At 68.6% G+C, this 11,319-nt stretch carries 12 protein-coding genes; 5 read left to right on the top strand and 7 right to left on the bottom strand.

Going from position 1 to position 11,319, the window contains the following annotated elements:
• Positions 1 to 186 precede the first annotated feature (186 nt).
• Both J0670_RS16735 and J0670_RS16730 read left to right on the top strand, forming a co-directional pair.
• The gene (locus J0670_RS16735) at positions 187 to 1,035 is read left to right on the top strand and encodes a helix-turn-helix transcriptional regulator (protein WP_207812386.1); all 849 of its coding nucleotides are present in this window, start codon (positions 187 to 189) and stop codon (positions 1,033 to 1,035) included.
• 10 nt (positions 1,036 to 1,045) lie between these two features.
• On the top strand, positions 1,046 to 1,237 hold the full coding sequence (locus J0670_RS16730; protein ID WP_207812385.1) for a DUF397 domain-containing protein: 192 nt from the start codon (positions 1,046 to 1,048) through the stop codon (positions 1,235 to 1,237).
• 51 nt (positions 1,238 to 1,288) lie between these two features.
• On the opposite strand, the gene J0670_RS16725 is transcribed toward J0670_RS16730, so the two are convergent.
• On the bottom strand, positions 1,289 to 3,103 hold the full coding sequence (locus J0670_RS16725) for a CAP domain-containing protein (protein WP_207812384.1): 1,815 nt from the start codon (positions 3,101 to 3,103) through the stop codon (positions 1,289 to 1,291).
• A 310-nt stretch (positions 3,104 to 3,413) separates the two neighbouring features.
• On the opposite strand from J0670_RS16725, the gene J0670_RS16720 reads away from it, so the two are divergent.
• Entirely contained in the window at positions 3,414 to 3,821 is a 408-nt protein-coding gene (locus J0670_RS16720; RefSeq protein WP_307806549.1) for a hypothetical protein, read from the top strand.
• 100 nt (positions 3,822 to 3,921) lie between these two features.
• Here the strand turns inward: J0670_RS16720 and J0670_RS16715 are convergent, their stop codons facing one another.
• The 3 genes from J0670_RS16715 to J0670_RS16705 all read right to left on the bottom strand — a co-directional run bounded on the left by J0670_RS16715 (position 3,922) and on the right by J0670_RS16705 (position 6,472).
• On the bottom strand, positions 3,922 to 5,088 hold the full coding sequence (locus J0670_RS16715; protein ID WP_207812383.1) for a serine hydrolase: 1,167 nt from the start codon (positions 5,086 to 5,088) through the stop codon (positions 3,922 to 3,924).
• Positions 5,089 to 5,314: 226 nt separating this feature from the next.
• The gene (locus J0670_RS16710; RefSeq protein WP_374223115.1) at positions 5,315 to 5,935 is read right to left on the bottom strand and encodes a hypothetical protein; all 621 of its coding nucleotides are present in this window, start codon (positions 5,933 to 5,935) and stop codon (positions 5,315 to 5,317) included.
• Between the two features lie 204 nt (positions 5,936 to 6,139).
• Positions 6,140 to 6,472, bottom strand: coding sequence for a lactococcin 972 family bacteriocin (locus tag J0670_RS16705; protein ID WP_207812381.1), 333 nt, complete (start codon positions 6,470 to 6,472; stop codon positions 6,140 to 6,142).
• A gap of 550 nt (positions 6,473 to 7,022) precedes the next feature.
• Between J0670_RS16705 and J0670_RS16700 the strand changes: the two genes are divergently transcribed.
• Positions 7,023 to 7,730, top strand: coding sequence for a carbon-nitrogen hydrolase family protein (locus tag J0670_RS16700; RefSeq protein WP_207812380.1), 708 nt, complete (start codon positions 7,023 to 7,025; stop codon positions 7,728 to 7,730).
• Between the two features lie 56 nt (positions 7,731 to 7,786).
• Here J0670_RS16700 and J0670_RS16695 read toward each other — a convergent pair whose 3' ends face one another.
• Together J0670_RS16695 and J0670_RS16690 are read right to left on the bottom strand one after the other, a co-directional pair.
• Positions 7,787 to 8,842, bottom strand: coding sequence for an acyl-CoA desaturase (locus tag J0670_RS16695; protein WP_207812379.1), 1,056 nt, complete (start codon positions 8,840 to 8,842; stop codon positions 7,787 to 7,789).
• A 76-nt stretch (positions 8,843 to 8,918) separates the two neighbouring features.
• Positions 8,919 to 9,551, bottom strand: a complete 633-nt coding sequence (locus tag J0670_RS16690; RefSeq protein WP_207812378.1) for a TetR/AcrR family transcriptional regulator — start codon at positions 9,549 to 9,551, stop codon at positions 8,919 to 8,921.
• A 69-nt stretch (positions 9,552 to 9,620) separates the two neighbouring features.
• Between J0670_RS16690 and J0670_RS16685 the strand changes: the two genes are divergently transcribed.
• The gene (locus tag J0670_RS16685; RefSeq protein ID WP_207812377.1) at positions 9,621 to 10,505 is read left to right on the top strand and encodes an alpha/beta fold hydrolase; all 885 of its coding nucleotides are present in this window, start codon (positions 9,621 to 9,623) and stop codon (positions 10,503 to 10,505) included.
• A gap of 3 nt (positions 10,506 to 10,508) precedes the next feature.
• Here J0670_RS16685 and J0670_RS16680 read toward each other — a convergent pair whose 3' ends face one another.
• Entirely contained in the window at positions 10,509 to 11,090 is a 582-nt protein-coding gene (locus J0670_RS16680) for a hypothetical protein (RefSeq protein ID WP_207812376.1), read from the bottom strand.
• Positions 11,091 to 11,319: the final 229 nt, after the last annotated feature.

The following is an 11,319-nucleotide window of genomic DNA, read 5'->3' as shown; positions in this document are numbered from 1 at the left end:
CATGAGGGCGCAACTGCTCTGCGGTGCCTACCAGCAGGCATTACTGACGATCCGTCGGATCGCTGTGAGATCGACCATACCCCAGCGACATCACATATGATCCCGGTTCCAGGTAGGTTCACCCCCAAGTGGACCCAGCGCACGGCAACGCGGCAGACTTGGGCCACATCGGCAAGGAAGGAACCAATGCCGCCGCGACTCAACCCGACACTCCGTCAACGCCGCATCGGCACCGAGCTCCGGAAGATGCGCGAGGCCGCCGGACTGTCGATCGCCACCCTGAGCAGAGCCCTCGGCATCGACCGGACTCAGGTCAGCCAGATAGAGGCGGCCAAGGTCGGCGTGAGCCCCGAGCGGCTCCGGTCCTTCGCCGCGGCCTGCAAGTGCATGAACGAGCCCTTGATCGACGCCCTTGAGGCGATGGTCCAGGACCGTTCCAAGGGCTGGTGGACTGAGTACCGGGGCACCCTCCCGGAGGGCTTCCTCGAAGTCGCCGAGCTTGAGAAGAGCGCTGACAGCCTCATGCTGTGGGTCCTCACCCACATGCCCGGCCCCTGCCAGACGATCAGTTACGCATCGTCGACGTTCGGACGCCTGGTCCCTCCGCTCCCTCGACACGAGTTGGAGGCCCGGACCGCGTTCAGAATGCATCGCAAGACTGATCTGCGCCGCGATCAGAAGCCGATGACCTTCTTCATCTACGAATCCGTGCTGTGGACCCGCTTCGGGGGCACCGAGATCCTCCGGGAACAGCTCGTATCCTTGCTCGAAGACTCCGAGCACCCATGGATGACCATCCGAGTCGTACCGTTCGACATCGACACCTTCCCCGGGGCTGTCGAGAACCTCACCTATGCATTCGGCAAGGTGCCGGAACTCGACACCGTGGAGATCGAGTCCTCTCGCGGTCCCGTCTACATGGATGCCGTCAACGAACTCACCAGCTATCGGTCCATCTTCGCCCGCACTGAATCGATGGCGTTGAGCGAGAGCAAATCTCGTAGCCTGATCCGCAAGATCGCACAGAGCCTATGAAAGGCCGAACATGACCTACACCGAGTGGCAGAAGTCATCCTTCAGCGGTTCCGGTAATGACTGTGTGGAGGTCCGTAAGGCCGACAGTCTGGTCGAACTCCGTGAGTCCGACGAAGGACACACCATCCTCCGCACCACCCCCACTGCCCTCGCCGCCCTTCTCCACGGCATCAAGGCCGGCGAATTCGACCACCACGCCTGACAGCCGGGTAGCCGGGCCACGTTGCCGTGGCCCGGCTAACCGACCCCACTTCTACTGCGATGCCGGGAAGTTGGGTGGGCCGAACCGGACCGGATCGTGCCAGGGCTGCGTTCCGACAACCCAGGCCACATTCAAGTAGCCGCCCTTGTCCACCGCGAGAGCAGTGAGCAGGTTGGATTCCTGCTTCGCCATCGCCACGGATACCCGGGCACCGGGCTGGAAGACGGATGGGCCGAACCTAACCGGATCGTGCCAGGGCTGCGTCCCCACGACCCAGGCCACATTCAAGTAGCCGTCCTTGTCGACCGCGAGAGCGGTCAGCAGGTTGTCCGCCTGGTTCGCCATCGCCACCGGAGCACCGGACTGGAAGGCGGGTGGACCGAACCTAACCGGATCGTGCCACGGCTGCGTTCCCACGACCCAGGCCACATTCAAGTAACCGTCCTTGTCCACCGCGAGAGCGGTCAGCAGGTTGGATTCCTGCTTCGCCATCGCCACGGAAACCGGGGCACCGGGCTGGAAGACCGGTGGGCCGAACCTAACCGGATCGTGCCAGGGCTGCGTCCCCACGACCCAGGCCACATTCAAGTAGCCGTCCTTGTCGACCGCGAGAGCGGTCAGCAGGTTGTCCGCCTGGTTCGCCATCGCCACCGGAGCACCCGGCTGGAAAGCGGGTGGACCGAACCTAACCGGATCGTGCCACGGCTGCGTTCCCACGACCCAGGCCACATTCAAGTAACCATCCTTGTCCACCGCGAGAGCAGTGAGCAGGTTGGATTCCTGCTTCGCCATCGCCACGGAAACCGGGGCACCGGGCTGGAAGACCGGTGGACCGAACCTAACCGGATCGTGCCACGGCTGCGTCCCCACAACCCAGGCCACATTCAAGTAACCATCCTTGTCCACCGCGAGAGCAGTCAGCAGGTTGTCCGCCTGCTTCGCCATCGCCACCGGAGCACCCGGCTGGAAAGCGGGTGGACCGAACCTAACCGGATCGTGCCACGGCTGCGTCCCCACAACCCAGGCCACATTCAAGTAACCATCCTTGTCCACCGCGAGAGCAGTGAGCAGGTTGTCGGCCTGGTTCGCCATCGCGACCCCGACCCCCGCCGGGAACGGTGGCTTCGGCTGCTTCGGCGGCACAACCGGACCGCCGCCTGTACCGGGTGGGATGGCCTGCTGCCCGTCGATGTTGCCTGCGGCACGGTACCGGCACACCAGGATCCACCCTGTCCCGCCGTCCACGGGCACATCCTGTTTTATGCCGCAACCGATCGCAGTGGTGGCCGATGCCGGGGACATCCACACCATCTGCGAGTAGTGACCCCAGGCGTGGAAATTGGTACCGGGGGCCGCGCTGCCGTTGACCGCAGCATTTTTGTCGGCATCGAACTTGGACTGCTCGGATATCCAGCTGTAATTCACCGAGGGATCCAGCGCGATCATCGGACGCACCGGCCCGGTGGAGTTGAGGAGGTTCTCGCCCTCGTTGCCGTTGACGCTGCGATCGCTGTGGTGGAGCCCACCACCTGCACTGGAGGCAGGGTCGTCGGCCCAGGCCTGCGCATCACAGGCGAGCTTGGCGTCCCACGTCACTGGAACCATGGTGAGGCCGGGGTTGTACTTCAGGATGGCCTGTTGGCGCGCGCTGTTGTGTCCGCTGACGAGGGCCGCCTCATCGGCGGCACTGATCTGCGATCCCGTGCCGGGTGGGGCGTTGGACGAAGGGCAGGTGGCTCCGTCCGCGTCCGCGTGGACGACGGGCGCCGTGACCCCGCGCCCCTGCGCTAACGTGGCCGATGCCGGACCCATCATGAGCAGGCCGCAGACGACCACTGCCGTGGTGGCAAAGGATTTCAGTTTCATCGGATACCCCTCGAATCCGCGTGGAGATCTCCGTTCGCCGAGCGCGGGCAATCACGCTTCGGACGACGAGATCACCATCACCCGTTCGAGGTAAGACAGCTCATCCGACGAACGCCACGTTGATCCATCCGAGTGCAATATCCAGCAGAAATTGCGATCAGACCAGCACCGTGCTCGTCCGGCTCCCCCGGAGACACCTTCGAGTCGAGGGCCCGGGAGCCACGCCGGGCCACCCCCTTCAGAAGATCACCGGTCTTCCCCTACAGTGCGGCCGCAAGGGCGATCGAATCGACTGGTCGGGAGACAACTGGTGCAGGACGAGGACGAGCTCCTGGTCGAGGCCCTCCGCGCCATCGGCGGAAGCGGCGCGGCGTTCACGGCCAAGCTCCTGAAGAAGAACGTCCACGAGATCGATCTGAGCCTGCCGTTGGCGTTCGAGGACGCCGTGCTGCACATGTACCGCGTACTCGTCACCGTGGGCCACCAGGTCGATCGGCAGCCACTCCCGAAGCCCTCCGAAAGCCGGCACACGATCCGTGTGATGGCCGGCGGCCGCGGAGTCATCCCCTCGAATCCCGTCCTGGTCACCGCGACCCTCACGAGGACGGATCCGCAGTCCACCGCCGTCCTGCTACGAGCAGCCGCCAAGGAAGGCCTGATCAAGCAGCGCTCCGGAGAGAAGACCGCCGAGCGCATCGCCGCGCTGCTCGCGCAGTAGCAGCCCATCCGGGGATCCACCCCTCGTCCAGCCGGGCCGGAGCAGGAAGTCGACCCCGCCGACTTCCCACTCCGCGTGCCTCCCCACCAACATCAAGGAGTCAGCGGCAGAGGGCCGCGTCAGCGGCGTCCGCCACGTGCTGCTTGACCTCCAGGGAGGGGAGCATGGTCACCGCGATGTTCACGGCGCGGCCGTCCTCCGTCACGCCGCCGCGGGTGACGTAGCCGGGGACGCTTCCGCCGTGGCCCCAGGACAGGCCGCCGCAGGGGAGTGGGTGGCTCTCTATGCCCAGGCCGTAGCGGGCGCCGGGGCCCGCATGCCCGGCGGGGACGGTGGTCCGCATCTGGGCGAGCTGCGCCGGGGGCAGCAGCTCGCCGCCGATGAGGGCCGAGAAGAAGCGGTTCAGGTCGGTGTTGGTGGACACCATCGCCCCTGCCGCCCAGGCCCAGGACGGGTCCATCTCCGTGACGTCCTGCGGCGGGTCGCCGGGCTTCTCCGTCAGGTAGCCGTGCGGGTGGCGCTCGCGGATGGTCATGTCTCCCTGCGCCGGGAAGTAGGTGTGGCGCAGGCCGATCCGGTCGATGACGCGCTTGGTGATCTCCTCCCCCACGGGCCGTCCGGTGACCTTCTGGACGATCAGGCCGGCCACCACGTAGCCCGTGTTGCTGTACTTCCATCCCGTGCCGGGGGCGAAGTCGGGCTTGTGCGCGAGGGCGGCGTCGAGCAGCTCGCGCGGCTCGACGTACTGGGCGGGGCTGGAGATCTCAAGGAACTCCGTGTAGTCCGGCAGCCCGCTGGTGTGCTGGAGGATCTGGCGGACGGTGATGTTCCGCCCGTCGATGCCGTCACCGTGGACGAGGCCCGGCAGGTAGGTGTCGACGGAGGCGTCCAGGTCCACCTTCCCCTCCGCGACGAGCTGGAGGACGACGACCGCGACGAAGCTCTTGGTGTTGCTGCCGATCCTGATCTGCCCGTCGACGGGCACCTTCGCGCTTGTCGCCAAGTCCCCAACGCCGGCGGTGTAGTTGCGGGTGTGGCCGTCCCGGCCACGGACGGCCGCCAGTGCTCCGGGCAGAGCGTCATCGGCGACCAGGGCGTTCAGCCGCTGCTGGACGACATCCGTCTTCGCGGTTCCGGTTCCGGTTCCGGCTCCGGTTCCGGACGCGGCGACGGCAGGCGGGGCGAGAGTTCCCGCCGCCACGGCTACGGCGATGGCCACCGCTCCGCGACGGATGGAGCGGAACCGGTACGGGGCTGGTGAGTTCACGAGACTTCTCCTCAAGCGGGGCTTGCCGGTTCGCTCCAGCACACCACGCGACCGGGCGAGCGGCCGTCGCCACCGAGAAGGACCGCGCTCCGGGACCGTCCTCCTGACGATGTATCGGCGAGCGACCCCAGGGGAGTACACGGAGGTTCGGATCTCCAGCCTGAAAACTGAAACGGCCCGCCGGATGAACCGACGAACCGTCACGAACGATCGAGGTCAACACCCGTCACTTGGCGGAAGGCCGCGATCGGCGAGTGAGCACGGTGTGCCCGATGAGAGCGAGGATGGCAGCCGCCGCGAGGACTCGGATGACAGTCCATGTCGCCGTGGCAACCGCCCCTTGCAGCGGAGCATCGACATCGAGGCGCTGCGACGTGTCGACGATGGCCACCAGTGGAACCACCGCCCGGAAGGGCAGGCCGCGAAGCCCGTGGTTCCGTGCCAGGTTCCCGACCAGTCCGAGAAGCGAGCCGAGCAGGAGGGCGAAGATGCACCACACCAGCGCCTTCGACGAGAAGCCGAACCAGTCGATCTGCGTCGTTCCCCCGGTGGGGTCGCTCAGGTCCACCTTCCGAAACTCTCCCTGGCACAGTTTCGTCAGGTAGTAGGCGATCACGGCCACGACCAGGGACGCAAAGGCCAGAACGACGGACTCCACCCTGGATTTTCGCGCTGAACCGACACCGAAAGCCAACGCGGCCCAGGCCCATCCGGCGGACAGGACGAGACCCGCTGCCTGACCCGCCGAGCCGCCGGCCGCCGAAAGAAGGGGGCCGAGAATTCCGAGTACCGCACCTGCCGCCAAAGCGGCCACAGTCGCCACGGCACGGGATCGCGAAGAGAGCACGATGTCCAAAAAGTCCTTTCGATCACCGGGCACTTCTACGATGGCTGTCGCCGCGGGTCCGTGGCCGAGTGGACCGACTGGTTCAGCAGGTGCGTCACGCGAGGGGCCGCCGAGGTTAAGCACGGAAAAGTCGAGATCCCGGTCACTTCGCCGGAAATCCGCGGAGTGACCGGGACCGGGACCGGCGACGAATCCTAGAATCCGTCAGTCAACGGACCAGTACGTGTTGCACGTGTACGCCCAGCCGGCGACGGCGTAGGCGTTCGCCCAGTTACCGGCACTCGCGTGCACCTTGTCGTTGGAGTTGGCCAGGATCGCTGTCGCCCCGTGCCCCTTCGAGTTGTGGAGGTAGTTGGAGTAGCAGCCCTTGAGACCGCTACCGTCGGCCACAGTACCGTAACTCCACGTCCCGCCACCAACGTTGACGACGTTGCTCAGGTTCGCCGAGCCGGCTTGCTGCACCGGAACGGCCTGCGGCGCCGAGCCGGCCTGCGCGATCTGGGTCACCGTGTCGCCCTGGATCAGGAGGGTGACCATCCCCCATTCCTTCGGGTGCCCCAAAAACGCGGGCGGCTGGGAGGTTGCCGAACTGACCGACGGCGACTCGGCGACCGCCGCACTTGCCGACGGGGCGAAAGCTCCGGCAGCCATGGCCGTACCCATGGCGACGAGAGCGAAAGACCGACCAAGGATCTTCACGACTGACATATCCCCTTCCGATTTTGCCAGTAGGTGAATGTGCCTTTGCGCTTGCCTTGCTCACACCAGCAAAACACGCACCCGGCGATCTGCACCCGCAAGGTGCGCACTGTGATGCACATCACATCGGAGTCGGGATGCATCGGGCATCTGCGGGCGAACCGCCCCGGCAATTCAGGGCGGGGGTATTTTCTTTCCCTTGCCCGGCCGCCCGTCGGACTGCCATCGCCCGAAATCCGCACATTCGGACACGACCCAATTCCCTTTACCGAGGGGGCGCTTTCCCCTTGACGGACAGGGCTCTGGATGAGCCTCCATCCTTTCGGCGCGGTCTCGCGATTCCTGATCCCGGCGCTCTCCTCCCCCACGCCGTGCCATGCTGAGCCCCATGAAGATCGCTGCGGCCCAACTGGCCTGCGTACTCGGCGACATACCGGCCAACGTCCGCCGACTCACCGCCCTCGCCGAACAGGCCCGCTCACAGGGCGCCGATCTGGTCGTCTTCCCCGAACTGGCCCTCACCGGCTATGAACTCGACGCCCTGGCCGCCGACCCCGCCCTCTGGGTCCGCCCCGACGACCCCCGGCTCGACGCCCTGCGCGCCGTCGGAATCGCCACCGTCCTCAACTGCGCCGTCACCACCGACGGGCCCCTCCCCGCCATCGGCACCCTGGTCCACGCCCGCGACGGCCGACTGCTCACCACCTACCGGAAGCAGCACCTCTACGAGAACGAGCAGGGCGTCTTCACCCCCGGCGACCGCGACGGCCGCCTCGAACTCGGCGGCCTCCGCTTCGCGTTGGCCACCTGCTACGACAACCACTTCCCGGAGCTCACCGCCCGCGGCGCCGCCGACGGCTGCCAGGTCCACCTGGCCAGCTCCCTCTACGGAACCGGCAACGGCATCCACGAACGGGCGACGGTCTACCCCGCCATCGCCAAGGACGCGAACCTGCACGTCGTCCTCGCCAACCACGTCGGCCCGGCCGGCCCCTGGACCGGCTGCGGCCGCTCCGCGATCTGGGCCCCCGGCGGCACCCTCCTCACCGAGGCCGACGACCGCACCACCACCGTCACCATCGCCGACATCCCCTAGCCGGCCCGCGGAGCAGGAAGTCGGTCGGGCCGACTTCCTGTGCGGGGCGGGCACCCTCAGTCGCCGGAGCCCGAGCGGATCGGCTCGCCCGTGCGGTGGAGGTGGCCGAGGATCTCGCGGTAGGAGCGGAGCAGGCCCGTCTCGTAGTACGGGATGCCCTTCTCCGCGCAGAACTCCCGGGTGATCCGGGCGGCCCGGCCGAGTGCGGGGGTCGGCAGGTTGGGGAAGAGGTGGTGCTCCACCTGGTAGTTGAGGCCGCCCATCACCGAGTCGATGAGCGGGCCGCCGCGGACGTTGCGCGAGGTGAGCACCTGGCGGCGCAGGAAGTCGAGCTTCATGTCCGGCGTCACCATCAGCATGCCCTTGTGGTTCGGGGCGAAGACGCAGCCCAGGTAGACGCCGAGCAGCGCCTGGTGCACGGCGAGGAAGGCGACCGCCTTGCCCGCCGGGAGCGCGGCGAAGACGAGGCCGAAGTACCCGGCGAAGTGCGCGACCAGCAGGGCGCCCTCCAGCAGCGGGCGCTTCATCGTGGGGCTGCGCAGGGCCCGGAAGCTGTTGAAGCTGAGGTTGAGGCCCTCCAGCAGGAGCAGCGGGAAGAACAGGTAGGCCTGCCGGCGGCCGATGAACCGGGCCAGGCCGCTCGCCTGGCGGGCCTGCCGCTGGGACCACACGACGAGGTCGGGGGCGACGTCCGGGTCCCGCTCCTCGTGGTTGGGGTTGGCGTGGTGGCGGGTGTGCTTGTTCATCCACCAGCCGTAGCTCATGCCCATCAGCAGGTTGGCGGCGATCCGGCCGCCGATCTCGCTCGGCAGCCGCCGGTCGAAGACCTGGCGGTGCGCCAGGTCGTGCGAGAGAAGGCCGAGTTGGGCGAAGACGACGGACATCGCGGCCGCCAGGCCGAGCTGCCACCAGGTGTCGCCCAGCGCGAACAGGGCGTACCAGCCGCCGAGGAACGCGGCGAGCACCAGGCCCGCGCGGACGGTGTAGTAGCCGGGGCGCCGGTCGAGCAGGCCCTCGGCGGCGATCCGGCGGCTCAACTGGGCGAAGTCGCTGCCGCCGCCCCGGCACTGCGGGGCGGGGGTCTCGATCGTCGTCACGGGCTGTGTGGGCATGCCCCGAGTCTGGTTCGGTACGCCACCCGGGAGAACGGGGAAAGCACCCGTCCCGTACGGGTGTTAACCCCCGTACTCAGCCGTCGGCGGACGGCCGGAACAGCTCGTTCAGGTGGTGGTCGAGGATCGCCAGCGCCGCCTCACCGTCCCGCTGGCCGCCCAGCACGCTCTGGCCCAGGCCGTTGACCATGGCCAGCAGCCCGGCCGCCGCCATCTCGACGTCCCGCTCCGGCGCGATCTCCCCGGCCTCCTGCGCCGCACGCAGCTGCCGTACCACGAAGCCCTCCAGGAGGTCCGGCTGCCGCACCCCGTGCTTCCCGATCGCCTCGGCGTCGGTGAGCACCAGCGTGTAGTACGCGGTGTACGTGCGGGTGATCCGGCGGCTCTCGGCGTCGGTCGGCAGGATGCAGGACAGGATCGCGGTGACCACCTCGCGGGGGGCGCGCGCCTCGCCGATCCACCGTTCCATCCGGGCCTGGAGCTGGGCGCCGAGCCGGGCGAAGGCGTCCAGCAGCAGGCCCTCCTTGGTCGTGAAGTAGTACTGCACCAGGCGCAGCGAGACGCCCGCCTCGGTCGCGACCGCCCGCATGCTGGCCGATTGCAGGCCCTCGGTGTCGGCGATGCGCAGCAGGGCCTCGGCGATCTGCCGCCGGCGCTCCTCGTGGTCGACCTTTCCGGACTGTCCGGCCTTCCCGGCGTTTCCGGTCATGACGTGGCCTCCATGGTTCGTCCTCCCACTCTTGGTACACCCGTATCATGCATGTGATACACATGTACCATGCGAATCAGCGAGTTCAGGAACGGCAAGGCCGAGGACCGCTACCGCGCCGCCTACGAGCGCGCGCTGACCCAACTCCTGCCCGGGCAGCGGACATCGATCGACGTCCCCACCGGCTACGGCACCACCCGCGTCTACCGCACCGGCCCCGGCGCCGGCCCCCACACCGGACTGCCGATCGTGCTGCTCCCCGGCTCCGGCGGCAACGCCCTGATGTGGCACGGCTACCTCGACGAACTCTCCCGACGGCACCCCGTCATCGCCGTGGACACCGTCGGCGAACCCGGCGCCAGTGTGCAGACCGCCCCGATCGAGGACGGGCACGACGCCGCCGACTGGCTGGAGGAACTCCTCACCGCCCTCGACGTCCCGGCCGCCCACCTCGTCGGCTGCTCCTACGGCGGCTGGATCGCCCTCCACCACCAGATCCGCCACCCCGGACGGGCCTCCGGCCTCACCCTGGTCGACCCGGCCGGCCTCGCCGACGTGGGCCGGCGCTTCTACACGTGGCTCATCCTCGGCGGCCTCGCCGCCCTGGCCCCGCGTGCACTCCGCCCCCGGCTGGCGCGGGCGATCGGCAACAGCGCCATCCTGGACACCGAGTTGATGGCCCTGATGCGCGCCTCGACGGGCTTCCGCCGCCGCCTGCCCCTGGCCACCACCCTCACCGACGACGAACTGCGCCGCCTCAGCGCCCCCGCCCTCTTCCTCCTCGGCGAGCGCAGCACCCTGCACGACTCCCGCACCGTCGCCGAACGCCTGCGCCGCCTCGCCCCCGCCGCACTCGTCGAGCTCGTCCCCGACGCCGGCCACGCCCTGCCCACCGACGACCCGGCGGCCGTCACCAAGGGGATCCTCACCATGGCGGCACGGCAAGGAAGTTGAACGCTACCCCTGCTGCGGCGGGCGGCGGCGCATGGCGAGCAGCAGCAGGACGACCGCCGAGATCACCGCGGACGTCCGCAGCACGCCCGGGGCCATCGACCAGCTGAACTGGCCCAGCGGGGAGCCGGACTGCACTCCGGCGGCGCCACCGGCCTCCTTGGCGCGCTGCATCGCGAACAGGGTGCTCGCGCTCATCGTGGCCAGTGGAATCCCGAGGATCACGAACTTGCGCATCAGGTCGGAGAGTTGACGGGACAGGTAACCGAGGCCCCAGCCCGCCAGCATGGCCGGGAAGAAGCCGGTCACGGCGCCGCCGACCAGCAGGCCGCAGGAAAGCAGGATCAGCGGGGACGGCTTGCGGGCACCCTTGCCCGAGCCCTTGCCCTGGCCGGCGGCGGGCGCGGCCTTGGCGCGCGCCTTCCGCTGCCGCTTCGAGCCCGTCGCGGGAGGAGCGGCCGGGGGCGCGGCCTCCTCCGCCGCGCGCTGCTCGGGGATCGGCTTCGGCGCGGGCTGCGGCGTGTCGGAGAAGTCGAGCATCGTCATGGTCCACGGGCCCGAGCTCTGCACCGTCGGCGGCGGGATCACGGCCGAGTGGCCCTCGGGCCCGGTGACGCCCGGCAGGTCCAGCGAGACCGGCTGGAGGCCGCCCGCGGCCGGCGCCGACGGGGCGGACGGGGCGCCGTAGACGCTGTCCTCCGCCGGAACGGCGCTCGACGCGCTCTCAGCCGAAGCTCCGGAAGACCCGGAAGACCCGGAAGACCCGGACGCCCAGGAAGCGTCGGAAGGCCCGGAAGCATCGGAAGCCCCCGACGCC

Source organism: Streptomyces sp. FH025 (genome assembly GCF_017427025.1).
Lineage (GTDB): Bacteria > Actinomycetota > Actinomycetes > Streptomycetales > Streptomycetaceae > Kitasatospora.
This window is presented reverse-complemented; position numbering and strand designations above follow the sequence as displayed.

Excerpts from the sequence above, each read along its gene's own strand:
- J0670_RS16725 (WP_207812384.1), bottom strand. The coding sequence starts at position 3,103 with ATGAAACTGAAATCCTTTGCCACCACGGCAGTGGTCGTCTGCGGCCTG.
- J0670_RS16685 (WP_207812377.1), top strand. The coding sequence starts at position 9,621 with ATGCGAATCAGCGAGTTCAGGAACGGCAAGGCCGAGGACCGCTACCGC.
- J0670_RS16735 (WP_207812386.1), top strand. The coding sequence starts at position 187 with ATGCCGCCGCGACTCAACCCGACACTCCGTCAACGCCGCATCGGCACC.
- J0670_RS16690 (WP_207812378.1), bottom strand. The coding sequence starts at position 9,551 with ATGACCGGAAACGCCGGGAAGGCCGGACAGTCCGGAAAGGTCGACCAC.
- J0670_RS16700 (WP_207812380.1), top strand. The coding sequence starts at position 7,023 with ATGAAGATCGCTGCGGCCCAACTGGCCTGCGTACTCGGCGACATACCG.
- J0670_RS16730 (WP_207812385.1), top strand. The coding sequence starts at position 1,046 with ATGACCTACACCGAGTGGCAGAAGTCATCCTTCAGCGGTTCCGGTAAT.
- J0670_RS16705 (WP_207812381.1), bottom strand. The coding sequence starts at position 6,472 with ATGGTCACCCTCCTGATCCAGGGCGACACGGTGACCCAGATCGCGCAG.
- J0670_RS16695 (WP_207812379.1), bottom strand. The coding sequence starts at position 8,842 with ATGCCCACACAGCCCGTGACGACGATCGAGACCCCCGCCCCGCAGTGC.